This is a genomic window from Pantoea sp. 1B4, from assembly GCF_016925765.1.
Classification (GTDB): domain Bacteria; phylum Pseudomonadota; class Gammaproteobacteria; order Enterobacterales; family Enterobacteriaceae; genus Pantoea; species Pantoea agglomerans.
In genome coordinates, this window is the sequence record NZ_JAEUWZ010000001.1 from 2,181,636 (window position 1) to 2,204,352 (window position 22,717).

Annotated in this window: 17 protein-coding genes and 2 pseudogenes; 12 read left to right on the forward strand and 7 right to left on the reverse strand. The window is 54.1% G+C overall.

Annotation, left to right across the window (positions count from 1 at the left end; genetic code table 11):
- Window positions 1-76: 76 nt before the first annotated feature.
- On the reverse strand, window positions 77-628 hold the full coding sequence (locus tag JNO11_RS10680; RefSeq protein ID WP_010260634.1) for an NAD(P)H nitroreductase: 552 nt from the start codon (window positions 626-628) through the stop codon (window positions 77-79).
- A 173-nt stretch (window positions 629-801) separates the two neighbouring features.
- Here JNO11_RS10680 and sppA point away from each other — a divergent pair, with 173 nt between their 5' ends.
- The 3 genes from sppA to pncA all read left to right on the forward strand — a co-directional run bounded on the left by sppA (window position 802) and on the right by pncA (window position 4,388).
- On the forward strand, window positions 802-2,664 hold the full coding sequence (sppA, locus tag JNO11_RS10685) for a signal peptide peptidase SppA (protein WP_010260631.1): 1,863 nt from the start codon (window positions 802-804) through the stop codon (window positions 2,662-2,664).
- 85 nt (window positions 2,665-2,749) lie between these two features.
- Entirely contained in the window at window positions 2,750-3,763 is a 1,014-nt protein-coding gene (gene ansA / locus JNO11_RS10690; RefSeq protein WP_010260629.1) for an asparaginase, read from the forward strand.
- Between the two features lie 16 nt (window positions 3,764-3,779).
- The gene (pncA, locus tag JNO11_RS10695; RefSeq protein WP_010670268.1) at window positions 3,780-4,388 is read left to right on the forward strand and encodes a bifunctional nicotinamidase/pyrazinamidase; all 609 of its coding nucleotides are present in this window, start codon (window positions 3,780-3,782) and stop codon (window positions 4,386-4,388) included.
- Between the two features lie 29 nt (window positions 4,389-4,417).
- Here pncA and JNO11_RS10700 read toward each other — a convergent pair whose 3' ends face one another.
- Together JNO11_RS10700 and msrB are read right to left on the reverse strand one after the other, a co-directional pair.
- On the reverse strand, window positions 4,418-4,699 hold the full coding sequence (locus JNO11_RS10700) for a DUF1315 family protein (protein ID WP_003852750.1): 282 nt from the start codon (window positions 4,697-4,699) through the stop codon (window positions 4,418-4,420).
- A gap of 5 nt (window positions 4,700-4,704) precedes the next feature.
- Window positions 4,705-5,115 carry a peptide-methionine (R)-S-oxide reductase MsrB gene (msrB, locus tag JNO11_RS10705; protein WP_325177285.1) on the reverse strand — a complete coding sequence of 137 codons (411 nt, stop codon included), beginning with the start codon at window positions 5,113-5,115 and terminating at the stop codon, window positions 4,705-4,707.
- A 341-nt stretch (window positions 5,116-5,456) separates the two neighbouring features.
- On the opposite strand from msrB, the gene gapA reads away from it, so the two are divergent.
- Window positions 5,457-6,455: a glyceraldehyde-3-phosphate dehydrogenase gene (gapA, locus tag JNO11_RS10710; RefSeq protein WP_003852747.1), complete on the forward strand. Its 999-nt coding sequence runs from the start codon at window positions 5,457-5,459 to the stop codon at window positions 6,453-6,455.
- Window positions 6,456-6,529: 74 nt separating this feature from the next.
- Window positions 6,530-7,429 carry a D-hexose-6-phosphate mutarotase gene (locus tag JNO11_RS10715; protein WP_325177286.1) on the forward strand — a complete coding sequence of 300 codons (900 nt, stop codon included), beginning with the start codon at window positions 6,530-6,532 and terminating at the stop codon, window positions 7,427-7,429.
- Here JNO11_RS10715 and JNO11_RS10720 read toward each other — a convergent pair.
- Window positions 7,426-8,276: pseudogene (locus tag JNO11_RS10720) on the reverse strand (aldo/keto reductase). The gene JNO11_RS10715 and the pseudogene JNO11_RS10720 sit on opposite strands and share 4 nt — an antisense overlap.
- A 72-nt stretch (window positions 8,277-8,348) precedes the next feature.
- A pseudogene (locus JNO11_RS10725) lies at window positions 8,349-9,100 on the reverse strand (MipA/OmpV family protein).
- Between the two features lie 420 nt (window positions 9,101-9,520).
- Between JNO11_RS10725 and yeaG the strand changes: the two are divergent.
- The 6 genes from yeaG to JNO11_RS10755 all read left to right on the forward strand — a co-directional run bounded on the left by yeaG (window position 9,521) and on the right by JNO11_RS10755 (window position 18,273).
- Complete coding sequence (yeaG, locus tag JNO11_RS10730; RefSeq protein ID WP_010260606.1) at window positions 9,521-11,455, forward strand: protein kinase YeaG; 1,935 nt, start codon at window positions 9,521-9,523, stop codon at window positions 11,453-11,455.
- Between the two features lie 89 nt (window positions 11,456-11,544).
- A complete protein-coding gene (locus JNO11_RS10735; protein WP_010260603.1) occupies window positions 11,545-12,819 on the forward strand; it encodes a YeaH/YhbH family protein in 1,275 nt (424 codons plus the stop codon).
- A 248-nt stretch (window positions 12,820-13,067) separates the two neighbouring features.
- Entirely contained in the window at window positions 13,068-14,795 is a 1,728-nt protein-coding gene (locus JNO11_RS10740; protein WP_010670274.1) for a potassium/proton antiporter, read from the forward strand.
- A 78-nt stretch (window positions 14,796-14,873) separates the two neighbouring features.
- Window positions 14,874-15,107, forward strand: a complete 234-nt coding sequence (locus tag JNO11_RS10745) for a DUF1480 family protein (RefSeq protein WP_010260598.1) — start codon at window positions 14,874-14,876, stop codon at window positions 15,105-15,107.
- Window positions 15,108-15,485: 378 nt separating this feature from the next.
- Entirely contained in the window at window positions 15,486-16,952 is a 1,467-nt protein-coding gene (wbaP, locus tag JNO11_RS10750) for an undecaprenyl-phosphate galactose phosphotransferase WbaP (RefSeq protein WP_029519111.1), read from the forward strand.
- A 127-nt stretch (window positions 16,953-17,079) separates the two neighbouring features.
- The gene (locus JNO11_RS10755; RefSeq protein ID WP_325177287.1) at window positions 17,080-18,273 is read left to right on the forward strand and encodes a multidrug effflux MFS transporter; all 1,194 of its coding nucleotides are present in this window, start codon (window positions 17,080-17,082) and stop codon (window positions 18,271-18,273) included.
- On the opposite strand, the gene dadX is transcribed toward JNO11_RS10755, so the two are convergent.
- Window positions 18,266-19,336, reverse strand: coding sequence for a catabolic alanine racemase DadX (dadX, locus tag JNO11_RS10760; protein WP_010670275.1), 1,071 nt, complete (start codon window positions 19,334-19,336; stop codon window positions 18,266-18,268). The genes JNO11_RS10755 and dadX overlap by 8 nt on opposite strands.
- 19 nt (window positions 19,337-19,355) lie before the next feature.
- Window positions 19,356-20,657 (reverse strand): D-amino acid dehydrogenase, encoded by a 1,302-nt coding sequence (locus JNO11_RS10765; RefSeq protein WP_010260588.1) that lies wholly within the window; start codon window positions 20,655-20,657, stop codon window positions 19,356-19,358.
- 507 nt (window positions 20,658-21,164) lie between these two features.
- On the opposite strand from JNO11_RS10765, the gene JNO11_RS10770 reads away from it, so the two are divergent.
- Window positions 21,165-22,700: a SpoVR family protein gene (locus tag JNO11_RS10770; RefSeq protein ID WP_022625556.1), complete on the forward strand. Its 1,536-nt coding sequence runs from the start codon at window positions 21,165-21,167 to the stop codon at window positions 22,698-22,700.
- The last annotated feature ends 17 nt before the right edge of the window (window positions 22,701-22,717 follow it).

Consider the following 22,717-nt stretch of genomic DNA (forward strand, 5'->3'; position numbering starts at 1 on the left):
TAGCGATCGTTCGCACAGGAACCGTGCAAAAAGCAGGGCTGAAATGCACCCTGCCTGAACCGGACAAGCATTGTAGTCAGAAGTAACGAACGAAAGGCGCCGTGTCAGGTGGGAGCACCGTGGTGCTGGATTTCAGTTGCGGGGTGCCCAGATAGAGAAAGCCGACGATGGCATCCTGTTCGCGGCAGCCAAACCCCTGGCGTACCTGCTCGTCATCGGTCCAGGGACCACTGCGCCAGATACCGTTGTAACCCTGAGCGACGGCCGCCATCTGCATGGCCATCACTGCACAGCTTGCCGAGGCGATCTGCTCCCAGCGCGGCACTTTGTGGTGCGCTTCACAATGTGCCACCACCGTAATGATCATCGGTGCGCGAAACGGTGACTGGCTCGCTTTGTTAATCGCCTTTTCATCCAGCTGTTTATCGCGTGCTGCCTGCTCCAGCAGCTGGCTCAGACGGTCGCGCCCCTCATTTTCCACAATGATAAAGCGCCAGGGTTGCAGCGTGCCGTGATCCGGGGCGCGCATGCCAGCCCGCAGGATATTTTCCAGTGCGTCACCCGCAGGTGCCGGCTCAGTCAGGCGTGAGGCCGAACGTCGGTTGACCAGTAACTCCAGTGCGTCCATGTTTCTCTCCCGATCTCTGTAATGTTGCAGTTATCCTGGCACAGGCAGATTTTTTGTAACAGTGCGCAGTGATTTCCTGCTGACTTTTAACACGCCGCTCTTTAGGATGAGCTCGTCGGGGAAGTCTGGTCCGCGCGGCGGCCACTTCCTGCTACATATTTATGGAGAGTCTGATGCGCACATTGTGGCGAATAATTGCAGGTCTGTTCCGCTGGAGCTGGCGGGTACTGAATTTTATCAGGGAATTTATTCTGAATATTTTCCTGATTTTGTTGATTGTGGTGGGTGTAGGGATCTGGCTGCAGGTCAGCGGGTCGGGCGGCAGTTCAGCGCCGATTCAGCAAGGCGCACTGAAAGTGGATCTCAGCGGCGTGCTGGTGGATAAACCGTCGGTAAGCAATCGTCTGAGCAAAATTGGCCGCCAGCTGCTGGGTGCCAGCAGTGACCGCTTACAGGAAAATTCGCTGTTTGATGTGGTCGACGCTATTCGTCAGGCAAAAGATGACAGCAACATTAAAGGCATGGTGCTCGATTTACGCGAATTTGCCGGTGGCGATCAGCCTTCACTGCAATATGTGGGTAAAGCGCTGCGCGAATTCCGCGACAGCGGCAAGCCGATTTATGCACTGGGCGACAGCTACAGCCAGGCGCAGTATTACCTTGCCAGCTACGCCACCAAAATCTATCTGTCGCCACAGGGCACCGTAGATCTGCATGGTTTCGCTACTAACGGACTCTATTACAAAACCCTGCTGGAGAAGCTGAAAGTCACCTCACACGTCTTCCGTGTCGGGACCTACAAATCAGCGGTTGAGCCGTTCCTGCGTGACGACATGTCCCCTGCCGCACGGGATGCAGACAGCCGCTGGGTCGGTCAGCTGTGGCAGAACTACCTGAACACCGTGGCAGCGAACCGCCAGATTACGCCGGAGCAACTCTTCCCCGGTGCTGCTGCGATTATTGCCGGATTAAACGCCGTGAAAGGCGATACCGCGCAATATGCGCTGGATAACAAGCTGGTCGATGCCCTGGGTTCACGTGCGGCAGCCGATCAGGAGCTGGTAAAAACCTTTGGTCTGGATAAGCAGAGCAACGATTACCGTAGCGTCAGCATCTATGACTACAGCGTGAAAACCACCTCCACGCAGCAGGATGGCAACATCGCGGTAGTCATGGCCAGCGGTGCCATCATGGATGGTGAAGAGACGCCAGGCAACGTCGGTGGCGACACGACGGCGGCGCAGATCCGCGATGCGCGTCTCGATCCGAAAATCAAAGCGATTATTCTGCGGGTGAACAGCCCGGGTGGCAGCGTCACCGCCTCGGAAGCGATTCGTGAAGAGCTGGCGGCAGCGCAGGCGGCCGGTAAGCCGATTGTGGTCTCGATGGGAGGCATGGCGGCGTCCGGCGGTTACTGGATCTCAACGCCTGCCAGCTACATTGTGGCGAATCCCAGCACGCTGACTGGCTCGATTGGCATCTTCGGCGTGATCAATACGCTGGAGAACAGCCTGGACAGTATTGGCGTGCACACCGACGGTGTTGCGACCTCACCGCTGGCGGATATCTCAACCACCAAAGCGCTGCCAACAGAAGTGCAGCAGCTGATGCAGCTGACTATCGAAAATGGCTACCGCAACTTTGTCGGACTGGTGGCGAAGTCACGTCATAAAACGCCAGAGCAGATTGATGCCATTGCACAGGGCCACGTCTGGACCGGCAGCGATGCGAAAGCCAATGGTCTGGTTGATGCGCTGGGTGACTTCGATGATGCCGTGAAGAAGGCGGGCGAGCTGGCGAAAGTCAGTAATCCGCAGCTGAGCTGGTATCAGGATGACCCGAGCTTCCTGGATATGATGCTGAGCCAGATGAACGCGTCGGTGCAGGCTGTCCTGCCTGATACGCTGAAAGCCTGGCTGCCAGCACCGATGCTGGATGTGATGAGTGCTATGAAAGCCCAGCCTGGTCTGTTCGACAAGCAGAACGATCCTCAGAACCGTTATGCATTCTGCCTGAACTGCGGCGAAGTGCGATAAACCTCGCAGCCCGGCCGCTGGTCGGGCTGCTTTTCCCCGCTATTCCCCTTATACTGCGCGTTTTATGGCGAGTCTGAGTTCTCTAATGCAAAAGAAAAACATCTACGTAGCCTACACTGGCGGGACGATCGGTATGCAGCGTTCGGCGCAGGGTTATATTCCCGTCTCCGGACACCTGCAGCAACAGCTGGCTAACATGCCGGAGTTCCACCGCCCTGAGATGCCTGATTTCACCATTCATGAGTATCAGCCGCTGATCGACTCTTCCGACATGACCCCGCAGGACTGGCAGTCTATCGCAGAAGATATCCGTCAGAACTACGATCGCTATGATGGTTTTGTGATCCTGCATGGCACCGACACCATGGCATTTACCGCCTCAGCACTCTCCTTTATGCTGGAAAATCTGGCCAAGCCGGTTATCGTCACGGGCTCGCAGATTCCGTTAGCGGAATTACGTTCAGATGGTCAGCAGAATCTCTTAAATTCGCTCTATGTGGCGGCCAACTATCCGATCAGCGAAGTGTCGCTGTTTTTCAATAACACGCTCTATCGCGGTAACCGGACCACCAAGGCACATGCAGACGGCTTCAACGCCTTTGCTTCGCCTAACCTCTCTGCGCTGCTGGAAGCGGGCATTCATATTCGTCGCCTCAATACACCGCCAGCCCCAGCCGGTCAGGGCGAACTGAAGGTTCACACCATTACGCCTCAGCCCATTGGCGTGGTCACCATCTATCCCGGCATTTCAGCCGACGTTGTACGTAACTTTCTGCGTCAGCCAGTCAAAGCATTGATCCTGCGCTCCTATGGTGTGGGTAATGCACCGCAGAACAAGGAATTTCTGGCAGAATTGCAGCAGGCCAGCGAGCGTGGCATCGTGGTGGTAAATCTCACCCAGTGTATTTCCGGCAAAGTGAATATGGGCGGATACGCTACCGGCAATGCGCTGGAACATGCTGGTGTCATCAGCGGATTTGACCTCACCGTGGAAGCGGCGCTGACAAAGCTACACTTTTTACTCAGCCAGGATCTTTCGGCCGATCAAATCCGAGCCAGAATGCAGCAGAATTTGCGCGGCGAACTGACTGAAGACTGAAACGGAGCGATATGTAATGAAGCGGGCACTCATCATTATTGATATTCAGAACGATTTTTGCCCCGGCGGCCCGATGGCAGTCCATGAGGGCGACCATACGGTCGAGGTGGCGAATCGTTATGCGCGACTGTTCCGTGAAAACGGTGAATGCGTACTGGCGCTGCAGGACTGGCATCCGGCCAATCACGGCAGTTTTGCCTCGGTTTCCGGCGAGCCGGTTTACACGCTGGGCGAGCTAAATGGTCTGGCCCAGATCTGGTGGCCCGATCACGGCATTCAGGGCTCAACTGGCGCTGATTTTCATCCGGGTCTCGATCGCTCACTGTTCGATGCGACGTTCCATAAGGGCCAGGATCAGGATGTCGACAGCTATAGCGCCTTTTTTGACAATGGCCATCGCCGTAAGACCGAGCTGGACAGCTGGCTGCGTGAGCGTGGGATCACCCATCTGGTGATGCTGGGGCTGGCTACGGATTACTGCGTAAAATATAGCGTGCTGGATGCGCTGGAGCTGGGTTATCACGTTGAGGTGGTTAAAGAGGGCTGCCGGGGCGTCAATCTGAATCCCGAGGACAGCGAAATTGCCTTTGCCCAGATGACCGCTCAGGGCGCGATTCTGATTTAAAATGGAGCTGGCATGACGCCAGCTTTTTTTTAATGCAGATGGATGCGGGTCACGTCAGGGTCAATTCCAAACTCTTCTTTGAGCTCTTTTTTCGACTTCATCACCATTTCGCCACCTTTGCCGATGGTCATGTGCTGGGGCGCGTCGTTGTGCCGCGCCTGCCACATCATGACCAGCTGCAGGCAATTGTCGCGCTGCTCCTGGGTCAGTGCCACGCCATCCGGCCATTTACCAATCTCAACCGCCGTGGCAAGACGCTGATAGACTTCAGGCGTCATCGATGCAAGCATTGCTTCAAGCTGTTCCTTCATCGCCATTACCCTTTGGTCTGTTCGCCCTGCTCGTCGGTGAAATTCAGCGAGGCGGAGTTAACACAATAGCGTTCGCCGGTCGGCTGCGGGCCGTCAGGGAAGACATGTCCCAGGTGCGCATCGCAACTGCCACAGCGGATCTCAATACGCTGCATGCCGTGTGAATCATCTTCAATATAGCGAATCGCATCATCACTGACCGGCTGGTAGAAACTGGGCCAGCCACAGCCAGAGTCATACTTCGTCTCAGAGAGAAAAAGTGGCGCCTCACAGATCAGACAGTGGTAGATCCCTTCCTGCTTGTTGTGCAGCAGTGCGCCGCTGTAAGGCGGTTCCGTTCCGCGTTGCTGAGTGACGTAGCGTTGCATTTCAGTCAACTGTGCAATTTTTACTTCGGGTGCGGTGTCTTTAGCCATTTTAGGATTCCGGGCAGTGCCATTCTGAAAAATTCGACTATTATTCTAACAAATGATCAACATAACCCGGGTCTTTTTTTGTGCTCACCCTTTCAGCCTGCTCTCTGCTAAGCGGATTTGTGACATCGATCACCTTTTATCCGGAGCATCCCTATATATTCGGCGATTGATTCAACGAAGCGCGATATCATTGGCGGCGCGCAAGCGGTTGCGCATCGAATAATTCCTTTCAGGCGAATTGATTTGTCGCAACAATTGACACGATTCCGCTTGACGCCTGGTAAGGTTTTTGTAATTTTACAGGCAACCTTTTATTCACTAACCAATAGCTGGTGGAATATATGACTATCAAAGTAGGTATCAACGGTTTCGGCCGTATCGGTCGCATCGTTTTCCGTGCTGCTCAAAAGCGTTCTGACATCGAAATCGTTGCTATCAACGACCTGCTGGACGCGGATTACATGGCGTACATGCTGAAGTATGACTCTACTCACGGTCGTTTCGACGGCACCGTAGAAGTTCAGGATGGCGCACTGGTGGTTAACGGTAAAAAAATCCGTGTTACCGCTGAACGTGATCCGGCCAACCTGAAGTGGGATGAAGTAGGCGTTGACGTTGTTGCTGAAGCAACCGGTATCTTCCTGACCGACGAAACCGCGCGTAAACACATCACCGCAGGTGCTAAGAAAGTCGTTCTGACCGGTCCATCTAAAGATGACACCCCAATGTTTGTTCGTGGTGCAAACTTCGACAAATATGATGGCCAGGATATCGTGTCTAACGCATCCTGTACCACTAACTGCCTGGCACCGCTGGCAAAAGTGATCAACGACAAGTTTGGCATCGTTGAAGGTCTGATGACGACCGTTCACGCCACCACTGCTACCCAGAAAACCGTTGATGGCCCGTCTCATAAAGACTGGCGCGGCGGCCGCGGCGCATCGCAGAACATCATTCCTTCATCAACTGGCGCAGCTAAAGCCGTTGGTAAAGTTCTGCCAGAGCTGAACGGCAAACTGACCGGTATGGCATTCCGCGTACCAACCCCTAACGTTTCCGTTGTTGACCTGACCGTGCGTCTGGAAAAAGCGGCTTCTTACAAAGAAATCTGTGCTGCAATTAAAGCGGCTGCAGAAGGTGAGATGAAAGACGTTCTGGGCTACGTTGAAGATGACGTGGTTTCTACCGACTTCAACGGCGAAATCCTGACTTCAGTGTTTGACGCTAAAGCCGGTATCGCGCTGAACGACAACTTTGTGAAACTGGTTTCCTGGTACGACAACGAAACTGGCTACTCAAACAAAGTTCTCGACCTGATCGCACTGGTTTCTGCTAAATAAGGCAGCCAGACATCATTGAGAATAAGGGCGACTTCGGTCGCCCTTTTTTTGATCCGCTCAGGAAGGAATCGAACATGCAAGATAAACTGTTTTCTCTGCCGGTGGTCACGCAGATCTCCCCTTACCTCACCCAGCGCCAGATAGGTGAACTCCCCGCCATTGTTGTGAGTCACCCTAAAGTGCGGGCAGCCATTACGCTTCAGGGCGCGCACCTCATCGCCTGGCAACCCAGCGGCGAAAAGCCGGTACTCTGGCTGAGTGATAAGAGTCTCTTTGCACCGGGTAAGGCGATTCGTGGCGGCGTTCCGATCTGCTGGCCGTGGTTCGGCCCGGCGGGCGAACCGGCACACGGCTTTGCGCGGGTTCAGCCGTGGAAACTCACGGCGCATGATGAAAATGAAGATGGCGTCATGCTGACGCTGGTGCTGGAGAGCAACGCCCAGACGCTGAAGCTCTGGCCGCATGAATTCACCCTGATTGCCCGCTTCCGGCTGGGCCAGCATTGTGAGATTGAGCTGGAAGCCTATGGTGACTTTGAAGCGACGGCGGCTCTGCACAGCTACTTTACCGTCAGCGACATCAACGGTGTGGAAGTCTCGGGTCTGGGCAATAGCTATATCGACAAAGTGAATAACGGCGAGGTGGCCAGCAGCGACGGCAAACAGCGTTATCCTGGACGCATCGACCGTATCTTTACCGCAGCAGAAGATTGCTCAGTGATTAATGATACTGCGGGCGAGCGGCAGATCGAGGTGTACCACCATCATCATAGTGACGTTGTCACGTGGAATCCGGGTGTGGAACTCTCCTGCAGCATGACGGATATGGCGAATGAGGGCTATAAGACCATGGTCTGTGTGGAGACGGCGCGTATCAGCAAACCGTTACGCAGCGCGGGAGAAAAACCGGCACGACTGGCCACGACGTTCCGCCTCAAAAAGAAAGCCACAGCCAGCAACAACGTTAACGGCTAAACAATATCCAGCGGCAACTTATGCTGTGGCGCTGGCCAGGCGCGATCGATGAGCTGCAAATCCTCATCGGTCAGTTCCACCTCCAGCGCCGCCGCATTTTCCTGAACGTGGGCCACGGAACTGGCTTTAGGAATGGCAATCACCCCTGGCTGACGAATCACCCAGGCCAGCAGTAATTGCGCCACGCTGATGCCCTTCTGCTGTGCAATCTGAGTCAGTGCGGATCGGTAAAGAGTGAGTCACGTAGCCGTCCGGCCTGGGCCAGCGGACAGTAGGCCATGACTGGTACGCCACGCTGCTGACATGCCGGCAGCAGATCAAATTCAATGCCGCGTGAAGCCAGATGATAGAGCACCTGATTGGTCGCACAGGCCTCGCCCTTCTCTTCATCCCACAGTTCCGCCATATCATCGGTGTCAAAATTCGATACGCCCCAGTGCCGAATTTTGCCCTGCTGCTGCAGGCGTTCCATGGCGCGCAGCGTCTCTTCCAGCGGAATATTGCCGCGCCAGTGCAACAGGTAGAGATCGAGATAATCGGTTTGCAGACGGCGCAGGCTGCGCTCACAGGCTGCAATGGCATCCACTTCGCCCGCATTCCACGGATAAACTTTGGAGACCAGCAGCGCCCGGTCGCGACGGCCCAGCAGTGCCTGCCCGACCACCTCTTCGGCTCCGCCATCTGCATACATTTCAGCGGTATCGATAAGCTGTAATCCGCACTCAAGACCCGCCTGCAATGCAGCGACTTCATCAGCCCGCTGCGCCGGGTTTTCACCCATATACCAGGTGCCCTGACCGATCACCGGCAGATCGCCAAAACCGGCAAAGTTAATCGTGTTACGCATTCTGCTCTCCCGCCCCATTCTGAGGCCCTGTAAAAGAACAGAGGGCAATAAATGCCCTCTTTTGGTGCGTTATCAGAAGGTATAGCTGACACCCGTCCAGATTAACGCCTGCCCACTTTTATCAATCATCGGGCTGTCTTTGATTTCGCTGTCGAAGCGGACGTAACGTCCCATGACGCTGGCATTCCACTGTGGCGCAATCTGATAGCTGGCGCTCAGTTCCACATAAGGTGACCAGCTATCATCCGGATTGTAACGGCTGATGCCGGTACGGGCGCTTTCATGCCCGGATACCCCATAGTAATAACGGTTTTGATTGGCGCTGTTCCACGTGGCCCCGATGCCCGGCGTCAGGCTGAAGTCACCCATCTGGAAGCGATAGAGGTATGTCAGGTCCCAGATCATCCCATTGCTGTTATTGAGCACATCCCCCCAGCAATGAGGTACGGACAATCCCCCCAGTCAGCAGTGTGACGATAGGTTGCACCACCCATCAGCGTCATGCGGCGTTTATCCAGCCCTTTCATGTCGCCCAGGTCGTTGTCGCTGGGTTTGTACTCCTGCGGTGAACCCAGCAGCGTCAGTGACAGCTGGTTCTGAGGATCTTTCCACAGGTAGTAGCCGCCCTGCAGGCTGCGGAACCAGAAGTCTTCACCCTCATAATTGATAACCGGAAGCGGGATATACCGGTCCTGGCCGCCGCGATAAGGTGAATCGGCATAGATCACCGATGCGCCAATGGAAAGCGGTGCGGCATTCGCGTGCGTGGCCAGTAAATAACAGGGCAGAAGTGCAACAAGCGTCTTAAATTTGAATTGGTTCACAATTTATTCATTCCATAAATATAACAATCAAACAGGAAGTCTAACGTTTTTTCACGGCTGGATTAACTTATATCGAAATCCTTTAAGTGACTGATCGATGAAAGTGGCATTAAAGGTTAAAAACACGTTAAGTTAAAGCATCACCCATAAGAACGCATCTCACAACAGACCCGCTGTACAGTTGATCTTCCCCTCATTAACCCAAACCCGTGGAGGAAATTTCCTAGAAGCCATCTACAGTTAGAAGTAACAGCAGACATTTTGTACGAGCAGAGTAACCATAAAAGTTGTGTATCCCGATAAGAAAGATCAGGTTGGCATAAGGGTTGCTGTACTCAACAGAGAATATCTTCCGGGAGCTGCTATAAGCCTCTAATTACGCTCCTTACCTGTGCTAAAAACGAAAGGACGGGCATCGCTATGAATATATTCGATCACTATCGTCAGCGTTATGAAGCTGCCAAGGACGAAGAGTTCACACTGCAGGAATTTCTTGCTATCTGTAAGCAGGATCGCAGTGCATACGCCAACGCTGCAGAGCGACTGTTAATGGCTATCGGAGAGCCGGTAATGGTCGATACTGCTCAGGAGCCACGCCTTTCCAGAATATTCTCCAACCGTGTGATGGGACGCTATCCGGCGTTCGAGGAGTTTTACGGCATGGAGGAAGCGATTGAACAGATCGTCTCCTACCTGAAACATGCCGCTCAGGGACTGGAAGAGAAGAAACAGATCCTCTATTTACTGGGGCCGGTAGGCGGCGGTAAATCCTCACTGGCGGAACGGCTTAAGTCGCTGATGCAGCGGGTACCCATCTATGTACTGAGCGCCGACGGAGAACGCAGCCCGGTTAATGACCACCCTCTCTGCCTGTTTAACCCGCAGGAAGATGCGCATATTCTCGAAAAAGAGTATGGCGTGCCGCGTCGTTATCTCGGCACGATCATGTCGCCGTGGGCCGCTAAGCGACTGCACGACTTTGGCGGCGATATCTCGCGTTTCAAAGTGGTGAAAGTCTGGCCGTCAATCCTGGAACAGCTGGCGATTGCCAAAACTGAACCGGGTGATGAGAACAACCAGGATATCTCTGCGCTGGTCGGTAAAGTGGATATCCGTAAACTGGAAAACCACGCGCAAAACGATCCTGATGCTTACGGTTACTCCGGCGCACTCTGCCGTGCGAACCAGGGCATCATGGAATTCGTTGAGATGTTCAAAGCGCCTATCAAGGTGCTGCACCCCTTACTGACGGCGACGCAGGAAGGGAACTACAACGGCACCGAGGGGATTTCGGCGCTGCCGTTTAACGGCATTATTCTGGCGCACTCCAACGAATCAGAGTGGGTGACGTTCCGTAATAACAAGAATAATGAGGCGTTCCTTGACCGTGTCTATATCGTCAAGGTGCCCTACTGCCTGCGGGTCTCTGAAGAGATCAAAATCTACGACAAGTTACTTAATCACAGTGAGCTGGCGACCTCGCCCTGCGCACCGGGTACGCTGGAAACGCTGGCACGCTTCTCTATCCTGTCACGTCTCAAGGATCCGGATAACTCCAGCATCTATTCCAAAATGCGGGTCTACGATGGTGAAAGCCTGAAAGATACCGACCCTAAGGCGAAGTCCTGGCAGGAGTATCATGATTACGCCGGTGTGGATGAGGGGATGAACGGCCTTTCAACCCGCTTTGCCTTTAAGATTCTGTCGCGGGTGTTTAACTTTGACCACGCCGAAGTGGCGGCCAACCCGGTGCACCTGTTCTATGTACTGGAGCAGCAGATTGAGCGCGAACAGTTCCCACAGGATCAGGCCGAGAAATACCTTGAGCACCTCAAAGGCTATCTGATCCCCAAATATGCTGAGTTTATCGGCAAAGAGATTCAGACCGCCTATCTGGAATCTTACTCTGAATATGGTCAGAACATCTTTGACCGCTATGTGACCTATGCCGACTTCTGGATTCAGGATCAGGAGTATCGCGATCCCGATACCGGACAGCTGTTTGATCGTGAATCGCTCAACGCGGAACTGGAGAAAATCGAGAAACCCGCTGGCATCAGTAACCCGAAAGATTTCCGTAATGAGATCGTCAACTTCGTGCTGCGCGCCAGGGCACACAATAACGGTCGCAACCCGAACTGGACCAGTTACGAGAAATTACGCACCGTGATCGAGAAGAAAATGTTCTCAAATACGGAAGAGTTGCTGCCGGTGATCTCGTTTAATACCAAGACCTCTACCGATGAGCAGAAAAAGCATGATGATTTTGTCGATCGCATGATGGAAAAAGGCTATACCCGCAAACAGGTTCGCCTGCTGTGTGAATGGTATTTGCGTGTGCGTAAATCGTCCTGATAAGAGTCTGTAAGCTTGCCGGTAAGTGATACCGGTCTGACAAGGTCGGGTTCGCCCGGCCTGCTTACAATGTAGTTTGGAGGAATACCATGGCCTATTTCATCGATCGCCGACTCAACGGCAAAAACAAGAGCGCGGTAAACCGCCAGCGCTTCTTGCGCCGTTATAAGTCGCAAATTAAGCAGTCGATCTCCGAGGCCATCAATAAACGCTCGGTGACCGATGTAAGCAGCGGTGAGTCTGTCTCTATCCCGATTGACGACATCAATGAGCCAATTTTTCATCAGGGACGCGGCGGCAACCGCCATCGGGTCCATCCGGGCAACGACCATTTTGTGCAGAATGACCGGGTCGAGCGACCGCAGGGTGGTGGCGGCGGCGGCAGTGGCCAGGGCAATGCCAGTCAGGATGGTGAAGGTCAGGATGAATTTGTCTTTCAGATATCGAAAGATGAGTATCTGGACCTGCTGTTTGAAGATCTCGCCCTGCCTAACCTGCGCCGGAACCAGCATCGTCAGTTGAATGAGTATAAGACCCACCGTGCCGGCTTCACCTCCAACGGTGTGCCTGCCAATATCAGCGTCGTACGTTCGCTGCAGAACTCGCTGGCGCGTCGTACGGCGATGACGGCGGGTAAACGCCGGATGCTGCACGAACTGGAAGAAACGCTGCTGGAGATTGAGAACTCTGAACCGGCTCAGCTTCTGGAGGAGGAGCGGTTGCGCAAAGAGATCGCCGAGTTGCGGGCGCGTATCGAACGGGTGCCTTTTATCGACACCTTCGACCTGCGCTACAAAAACTTTGAGAAACGGCCGGAGCCTTCCAGCCAGGCGGTGATGTTCTGTCTGATGGATGTATCCGGATCCATGGATCAGGCCACCAAGGATATGGCGAAACGCTTCTATATCCTGCTTTACCTGTTCCTGAGCCGCACCTACAAGAATGTCGATGTGGTTTATATTCGTCATCACACGCAGGCCAAAGAGGTGGATGAACAGGAGTTCTTCTACTCTCAGGAGACCGGTGGCACCATCGTTTCGAGTGCGCTGAAACTCATGGATGAGGTGGTGAAAGAGCGCTATGACCCGGCGCAGTGGAACATCTATGCTGCACAGGCGTCGGATGGCGATAACTGGGCCGACGATTCACCGCTCTGTCACGAGATTCTGGCGAAGCATATTCTGCCGGTGGTGCGTTATTACAGTTATATCGAGATTACCCGCCGTGCACATCAGACGCTGTGGCGCGAGTATGAGCATCTGCAGTCGACGTTCGATAACTTTGCTATCGAACACATTCGTGAGCCGGAAGATATCTACCCGGTGTTCCGATCGCTGTTCCATAAACAGGCAACGGAAGCCTGATGCACTAAGCCGGCTCATCGCCGGCTTTTTTTATCTTCCGAATAACCTGCTAAAACAGTCTGTTTTCTGCCGCTTGCCTGCCAACCCCCTCATTCTTCACATTAATCTGATTCCATACGCTGTTAAGCAATTCGTATAATGATCATTTTCACAATGACAACTCCTTGATAAAACATTATCTTTCAGAGATAGCATGGATATTTGTCACCAGTCGCTGCACCGCACTGTCATATCTCAGGAGATCGGGTTTGAACCACACTATTGTCTACAGTCTGTTTATCATCGGTTCCGTGCTGGTCGCATCGAGCATTCTGCTCAGCTCTTTCTCATCCAGACTGGGTATCCCCATTCTGGTGATCTTCCTCGCTCTCGGCATGCTGACCGGGGTTGATGGTATCGGCGGCATCGCCTTTGATAACTATCCGGCGGCTTACTTAATCTCGAACCTGGCGCTGGCGATTATCCTGCTGGATGGCGGCATGCGGACCAAAGCCAGTTCATTTAAAGTCGCCCTGGGGCCAGCGCTGTCGCTGGCGACCGTCGGGGTCATGATTACCGCAGGCTTAACCGGTGTGGTCGCCGCCTGGTTGTTTAACCTGGATATGATGCAGGGCTTCCTGATTGGCGCGATCATCGGCTCCACAGATGCCGCCGCCGTCTTCTCCCTGCTGGGTGACAAAGGTCTGAATGAGCGCGTCAGCTCCACGCTGGAGATTGAATCGGGCAGTAACGATCCGATGGCGGTGTTCCTGACCATTACGCTGATTGAGATGATCGAGCAGGGCCGCAGCGGCCTTGACTGGATGTTCCTGGTGCATCTGGTGCAGCAGTTTGGTCTGGGTATCGTGCTGGGCCTGGGCGGCGGCTGGGCGCTACAGCAGCTGATTAACCGTATCAGTCTGGCCGGTGGGCTCTATCCGCTGCTGGCGTTGAGTGGCGGCATTCTGGTGTTCGCCCTGACCACGGTATTAGAGGGCAGCGGCATCCTGGCGGTCTATCTGTGCGGCTTTTTACTGGGCAACAGGCCGATTCGCAACCGTCACGGCATTCTGCAGACCTTTGACGGCATGGCGTGGCTGAGTCAGATTGGCATGTTCATCGTGCTGGGACTGCTGGTAACCCCGTCTGATTTGTGGCATATCGCGGTTCCGGCGATGATCCTCTCGCTATGGCTGATTCTGGTGGCGCGCCCACTGTCGGTCTTTATTGGTCTGCTGCCGTTTCGCAGTTTTACTACACGCGAACGCGTCTTTATCAGCTGGGTCGGTTTACGCGGCGCGGTACCGATTATCCTTGCGGTCTTCCCGATGATGGCCGGATTAGAAAACGCGTCGCTCTATTTTAATATCGCCTTCTTTGTGGTGCTGGTCTCCCTGATGTTGCAGGGCACCTCGCTGGGCTTTGCAGCGAAAAAAGCCAAAGTGGTGGTGCCGCCTACCGCATCGCCTATCAGCCGTATCGGTCTGGATATCCACCCCGAAAATCCGTGGGAGCAGTTTGTCTACCAGCTCAGCGCTGACAAGTGGTGCATCGGTGCCGCACTGCGTGACCTGCAGATGCCGCGTGAGACCCGCATCGCCGCCCTGTTCCGTGACAATGTGCTGATGCATCCGAATGATGGAACGCGTCTCAGGGAGAACGACGTCATCTGCGTGATTGGCCGTGAGCGCGATCTGCCGGCGCTGGGTAAGATGTTCAGCCAGTCGCCGCCGGTTTCCCTCGACCAGCGTTTCTTTGGTGACTTTATTCTGGATGCTGAAGCTCGCCTGCGCGATATTGCGCAGATTTACGGACTGGAACTGGATGAGAACACCAACGATCAGCAGTCGCTGGGACAACTGGTGCTGAGTATGCTGGGCGGCGCGCCAGTGGTTGGCGATCAGGTTGAGTGGAATCAGCTGACGTGGACCGTCGCGGAGAAAGAGGATAACCGTATTGTGAAGATTGGTGTCCGTCCGGCTGAAGAGAAGGAATAATCCTAATCATTCAGCCACGTTATTTTCTGTCGATACGCTAAGCTTAGAAGTCTATGCCAGCAAAAACGGGAGAAATGAATGGGACACGTGGTTAAAATTGGTCGTTATGAGATTGTTGATGCCGATCTTGACAGTGAGAACCTCGACACCGTCAGCATCCCCTGTCACACCAATCCCGGCTTAATTACCCAACTTGATGGCTGGGATCGCGATACCAGCGTCCCGGCATGGATTGACGGAGAACCGGTGGATCTGCAGATTGGTCATTACGATAAACAGCAGGACCGCTGGATTTTAAAAAAACCTGCCTGAGTCCGTTATCACTACCGCCAGTCGTAAGATTTGGCGGTAATTCCTAAAAAGCGTCTTAAACAGTTTGGTTATAACCAACCCCCGCCTTATTTTATCCAGTAAAAACCAAAACTTAGCCATTTAAAACTTTAATCACTTTTGATGTTTTCAGATTTTTTCCGTATTAACTCTGTCAAATAACTCCTGCATACTCATTCTCAATGCTGCAACATTTCGTGAGTACTCTCACGCTTTAGCCGTTATCTTTTTTTGCAGCTGCACTGGCTTTACTGACTGCAACAGACTGAAAATTATTTTTTAATTTTTCAGAAGCCCACCCCTGAGCGCGTACATGATTCTGGTCAGGCCATCTTTTACTTGAGAAAGAGAGCAGGTTTTATGGCAAGTACATTGATAATGAATAGCCCGAGCCGCTCGTGGAGCGGCACGCGTAAAAATATCATCGTGAAATTCGCCCTGAGCTTTTCCGATCTGATTGCACTTAACCTCGCACTGTTTTTATCTGCCGCGACGATACAGGGTATTTGGGGCGAGCTGGATACCTTTATTCCACCTCATCAAATTGAATATCGTTTTGTGGCACAGTTTATTATGTCAGTCATGTGTACCGGCTGGTTCTGGGTACGCCTGCGTCACTATACCTATCGCAAACCCTTCTGGTTTGAGCTGAAAGAGATCATTAAAACATTATTTGTTTTCTCGCTGCTCGACCTCGCGTTGATTGCCTTCTCTAAATGGGACTTCTCCCGCATGGTGTGGGTCTTCAGCTGGACATATGCCCTGCTGCTGCTGCCGCTGATGCGTGCTCTGGTTAAACGCGCCATTCACAAGGCGGGTCAGTGGCAGAAAGAGACCATCATTATTGGCTCCGGCAGAAACGCCACCGAAGCTTACGCGGCGCTGCAGAGTGAAGAGATTCTGGGCTACAACGTACAGGCCTTTATCTCGGTCGATGATGTTCCGGCTCAGCAGAGCGTGAATGGCGTGCCGGTGATCACCTGGAAAGATATCAACTGGCAGACCATTGACCGTGACAACGTGCAGTTTATTGTGGCTATGGAGTATGAGCAGCAGCCGATGCGCGATCGCTGGCTGAAATTCCTGTCGAAGATGAACTGCCGTTCAGTTTCAGTGATCCCAACGCTGCGCGGCGTGCCGCTTTACGGCACCGACATGTCCTTTATCTTCAGCCATGAAGTGATGATTCTGCGTGTCAGCAACAACCTGGCGAAACACTCCTCCCGCTTCATGAAGCGCGCCTTTGATATCGTGGTGGCGTCGATGCTGCTGCTGTTCCTCGGCCCAATCTTCGCCCTGCTCTGCTATATGGTGAAACGTGATGGCGGTAATGCCATTTATGGTCACGAGCGTGTGGGCCAGAATGGCAAAAAATTCAAATGTCTGAAATTCCGTTCCATGGTGACCAATTCCAAAGAGGTGCTGGAGAAATTACTGGCGACCAGCGAAGAGGCGCGGATTGAGTGGGACAAAGATTTCAAACTGAAGAATGACCCGCGCGTGACCCGGATTGGTAGTTTCCTGCGTAAAACCAGCCTGGACGAGTTGCCGCAGCTGTGGAACGTGATTCGTGGCGAGATGAGCCTGGTTGGTCCGCGTCCGGTGATTGAAGCTGAGCTGGAGCGTTATGCCGGTGATGTCGACTACTACCTGATGGCCAAGCCGGGTATGACCGGTCTGTGGCAGGTCAGCGGACGTAACGATATCGACTATGATACCCGCGTCTATTTTGACTCCTGGTATGTCAAAAACTGGGCGCTCTGGACCGATATCGCGATCCTGTTCAAAACCGCAGGCGTGGTGTTACGACGCGACGGCGCTTACTAATCAGACCTCTGCGATGCCTGTTTACAGCAGGCATCGCACTTTCCGCACGACTTCCTCTATCTTTTTTGCCGCTGAATCATTACCCTCTGCGATCGTTTTTTAACAGAACGCTTACCCTCTGGTTGTTATGCAAAAATTTACTCTGCTGTTATTAAGCCTGGTGCTGCTGGCACCCTTAGGCATCGATCTCTATTTGCCCACGCTGCCACAAATCGCAGAAGGGCTGGATACGCCGGTTAATCTGGTGCAAACCACCATTCCCCTGTTTCTGCTGATTATGGGGCTGGGACAACTGGTGACCGGCCCGCTGGTGGACAACTATGGCCGTAAGCCGATTGCCCTGCTGGGCCTGGCGCTTTACATCACGGGGAGTGCCATCGCCGCCACCGCCACCTCATTCCCGCTGTTCGTCCTTGCCCGTCTGGTGCAGGGCTGTGGCGTCTGCTGCAGCGCGGTCGTGGCCTTTAGCGGCGTGCGTGACCGCCTGAGCGGTGATGATGCCGCCCGTGCGTATGGCTTCCTGAATGGCGCATTAAACATCGTCCCGGCCCTGGCTCCGCTGCTGGGCGGTTTGCTGGCAAGCGCCTTTGACTGGCGCGCACCCTTCTGGTTTCTCTGCGCCTACGGCGTGCTGATTACGCTGCTGGTGATTATCTGGCTGCCAGAGACGCGCCCGGCGGATACCCTGCGGGTGAAAGGATTACCGATTAAACAGTATGCCGCGATCCTGCGTCAGCCGCGCTTTCTGGCGTTCGCGTTCGCCAATGCCGGTGCGCTGGGCATGGTGCTGACCTACGTGTCGCTGGCACCGCAGGTATTAATGACCGAAGGCGGGCTGACGCCAATCCAGTTCTCTTTTGCTTTTGGCGCCAACGGTTTCTGGATCATGTTTGTCAGCATGTTCGTGAATAAAGCGATTCGCAAAGCGGGTCGCCATTTCTGCCTGGCGATGGGATTCTTCACTATGCTGCTGGGCGCGGTGCTGCTGGTAGCGGGGATGCAGATCTTCCCGGCGGAGATGCAGACGCACTGGGCGCTTTACATGTTCCCGGTGGCCGTTTCAGTTGCCGGGCTGGCCTTTACGGTGGGACCGGCCACCAGCTATGCGCTGGAGCCCTATCAGCAACAGGCGGGCGTGGCGTCCGCCTTGCAGGGATTCATTCAGATGGCCGGTGGCGCGTCAGGCAGCCTGGTCATTGTGGCGCTGCCGGTGGCGGAGAAGCTGTCGCTGAGTCTGATGATGCTGCTGGGTGCAGCGCTGGCCTTTATCGCCTGGCGCTGCAGCAGAAAGATGCGCGGCAGCCTGACCGCGCTTAAATAACCGTGACCGGAACGCGGGGTGCCAGCGCGCACATCAGCTCGTACCCTACCGTTCCGGCCGCTTTTGCCACCTGATCGATTTTCACCTGCTCACCCCACAGCTCCACGGCTGAGCCAATACCGGCCTGGGGACAGGGGGTCAAGTCGACGGTGATCATATCCATCGAAACCGCACCAACCACCTGAGTCATCACACCATCGACACAGACGGGCGTACCCGTCGGGGCATGCCGTGGATAGCCATCCGCGTAGCCACAGGCCACCACACCAATTCGCTGCGCTGCACTGGCGTGATAGCGGTAGCCGTAACCCACGCCATCGCCCGCCTGTAGTTGCTGGACCGCAATAATCTCACTGCTTAAGGTCATCACTGGCTTCAGGCCACTGCCTGCAATGTCCTGCCAGTCACCGCTGGGCGACGCACCATACAGAATGATGCCGGGACGGACCCAGTCAAAGTGCGCTTCAGGATGCCACAGGGTGCAGGCGGAGTTGGAGAGCGATCGCGGGCAGTTCAGCCCCTCAGCCGCCTGCTCTACGCGCTGCAGTGGCGCAATCAGACCCTGCGGATTTTCCGCATCGGCAAAATGGGCCATCAGCGTCATCTCACCTACCGTGCTTAGCGCCCGCAGCTTTTGCCATGCACCGTTGACCTGTTCCGGGCGAAAACCCAGCCGGTTCATCCCGCTGTTCATTTTGAGATAGATATCAACCGGTGCTGCAAGTCTGGCACTGGCCAGCGCGTTGATTTGCCAGTTACTGTGTACGCTGGTGGTGAGACGATAACGGTCAATCAGCTGCAGATCCTCTGGCTGGAAGAAACCTTCCAGCAGCAGAATCGGCTTTTTCCAGCCCTGTTCGCGCAGCTGGATCGCCTCTTCCATATTAAGAAGCGCGAAGCCGTCAGTGGCAGATAACGCCTCGCGCACGCGATCAATGCCATGGCCATAAGCATTAGCTTTCACCACTGACCAGACGCGGGAGGCGGGTGCCGCCTGGCGAACAACAGTCAGGTTATGACGTAACGCCTGCTGGTTGATGGTAGCGACAATCGGACGTGACATCCTCTCTCTCCCTGAATACTTAACGAGTTGCGTTGGCGTTACGCAGCGGCGATGAGGTCGCCGCGAAACCGGGTAAGTAGCGGAACACCGCTAAGTCATCCGCCGCAATGGCCGGCTTTTTACCGGAGATGAGATCGGCCAGCAACTGACCAGAACCACACGCCATCGTCCAGCCCAGCGTACCGTGACCGGTATTGAGCCAGAGATTAGAGATCGGTGTGGCGCCCACAATCGGCGTACCGTCTGGCGTCATCGGACGCAGACCGGTCCAGAAACTCGCCTGCGCGAGATGACCGCCTTCAGGATAGAGATCACTGACCACCATCTCCAGCGTTTCCCGCCGCGCTTCGGTGAGTTTGGTGTTAAAACCAACAATTTCCGCCATGCCGCCGACACGAATACGATCGTCAAACCGCGTCACCGCCACTTTGTAGGTCTCATCCAGGATAGTTGAAACCGGTGCGGCATCAGGATTTTTAATCGGAATAGTGAGTGAATAGCCTTTCAGCGGATAGACCGGAATATCGATGACATTTTTTAACAGCGCGGTCGAGTAGGAACCAAACGCCACCACATAGCTGTCCGCCTTGATGATCTCATCACCGCACTTCACGCCATAGATGCGATTGCCATCGCGCAGCAGGTGGTCGACCGGAGTATTAAAGCGGAAGACCACGCCCGCCTCTTCGGCCATTTTTGCCAGCCGCTGAGTAAAGAGCTGACAGTCGCCGGTTTCATCATTGGGCAGGCGTAATCCGCCGGTGAGTTTATGCTGGGTTGCCGCCAGTGCCGGTTCAACGCGAGACAGTTCATGCGCCTGCAGCAGCTCATAGGGCACGCCCGCGTCGCGCAGCACCGCAATATCTTTGCTGGCGCTGTCGAACTGCTGCTGGGTACGGAACAGTTGCAGCGTCCCGCCCTGACGGCCCTCATAGGCGATGCCGGTTTCACTGCGCAGCGCTTTCAGACAGTCACGGCTATATTCGGCAATCCGCACCATGCGGCTTTTGTTCTGCTGATAGTGATTGATGTCGCAGTTGCGCAGCATGTGCCACATCCACTCCAGCTGAAAACTACTGCCATCCAGGCGGATAGCCAGCGGCGCGTGACGCTGAAACATCCACTTCACCGCTTTCAATGGCACGCCGGGCGCTGCCCAGGGTGCGGCATAACCCGGTGAAATCTGACCGGCATTCCCCGCACTGGTCTCCATCGCTGCGGCGGGCTGACGATCAATGACCGTCACCTGATGTCCGGCACGCGCCAGATACCAGGCACTTGCCACCCCGACCACACCACTTCCAAGAATTACAACGTGCATAGCTCCCCCCACCCGACCTGTAAAAGCATAATTCACTGTTCAACTGATGATAGTCAGCGGATTTACACAGCAGACACCACCACAGAATTTCACCATCCATTTCACATCTTTTTTTACTTTTCAGGTAACTAAAATCTTGTCGCACGGCCAATTTCAGCGCTTTATGCGTCTTAATCCTTAAACACAGAAATAAATGACAACGAAGGCAGTTAAATCTGCCTGTTGCAGGAGATTCATTCAACCCCATACATTCCGCTTATAAACAGGATTAGATTCCGCAATTTATAATAAGACCAGTATTAAAGGCTGTTAAATTCTCTGCCGCACCACTCTTAATGATTTTGTGCCAAAGAATTCGTTTGAGTTCGCATTTCGGATAAGCGACAGTGGGCTATCATTGTTGTGTTCGCTCAGTTTTTTTCGGGTTCCCTTTTTCAGGATGAAGCCTTAAATAACCAGAACGGGTTGTCTTTCGGGTCAGCCGGTTTGCAAAAAAAGAGGTGCGCTATGACGACAATCTTTGACGAAGCCATCAGAGACAGCAAACGACTCAATGACGGACCAGACTGGACATTCGAACTGCTTGATGTCTACTTAGCCGAGATCGACCGGGTGGCTAAACTCTACCGGCTTGATACCTACCCGCACCAAATCGAAGTGATTACCTCTGAACAGATGATGGATGCCTACTCCAGCGTCGGCATGCCAATCAACTATTCACACTGGTCATTCGGCAAAAAGTTTATCGAGACCGAGCAGCGCTATAAGCATGGTCAGCAGGGTCTGGCCTATGAGATTGTCATCAACTCTAATCCCTGCATCGCCTACCTGATGGAAGAGAACACCATGACCATGCAGGCGCTGGTGATGGCGCATGCCTGCTATGGCCACAACTCTTTCTTTAAAAATAACTATCTGTTCCGCAGCTGGACGGATGCTGGATCGATTGTCGATTACCTGTTGTTCGCCAAAAACTATATCAGTGACTGCGAAGAGCGCTATGGCGTCGAAGAGGTAGAGCGGCTGCTAGACTCCTGCCATGCCTTAATGAATTATGGCGTCGACCGCTATAAACGCCCGCAGAAGATCTCTCTGCAGGAGGAGAAAGCGCGGCAGAAAAGCCGTGAAGAGTATCTGCAAAGTCAGGTGAACACCCTGTGGCGAACGCTGCCACGGCGTGAGAAAGAGGCCGTGACCTTTGAAGCCGCGCGCTACCCCTCTGAGCCGCAGGAAAACCTGCTCTATTTTATGGAGAAAAACGCCCCGCTGCTGGAGTCATGGCAGCGTGAGATCCTGCGCATTGTGCGCAAGGTGAGCCAGTATTTCTATCCGCAGAAACAGACCCAGGTAATGAATGAAGGCTGGGCAACATTCTGGCACTACACCATCCTCAATCACCTCTATGATGAAGGCAAAGTGTCGGAACGCTTTATGATGGAGTTCCTGCACAGCCACACCAACGTCGTGTTTCAGCCGCCCTATAACAGTCAGTGGTATAACGGCATCAACCCCTATGCTTTAGGGTTCGCGATGATGCAGGATATCAAGCGTATCTGTCAGTCGCCGACCGAGGAGGATCGCTACTGGTTCCCGGATATCGCCGGTTCCGACTGGCTGGAAACGCTGCATTTTGCGATGCGCGAGTTCAAGGATGAGAGTTTTATCAGCCAGTTCCTGTCGCCGAAAGTCATGCGTGATTTCCGTCTGTTTACCGTACTGGATGATGACCGCAACAATTATCTCGAAATCGCCGCGATCCACGATGAGGCGGGCTACCGGGCAATTCGCCAGCAGCTCTCTGCGCAGTACAACCTGAGTAATCTCGAACCGAATATTCAGGTCTATAACGTCGATCTGCGCGGTGACCGTTCGCTGACCCTGCGTTATGTGCCGCAGAGCCGCACGCCACTGGATAAGAGCCGTCGCGAGGTGCTGAAGCATGTGCATCGTCTGTGGGGATTTGATGTGATTCTGGAACAGCAGAACGAGGATGGCAGCGTAGAGCTGCTGGATCGTAATCCACCACGCGGTTCATCACTCTGATGGGATAAAAACAAAAA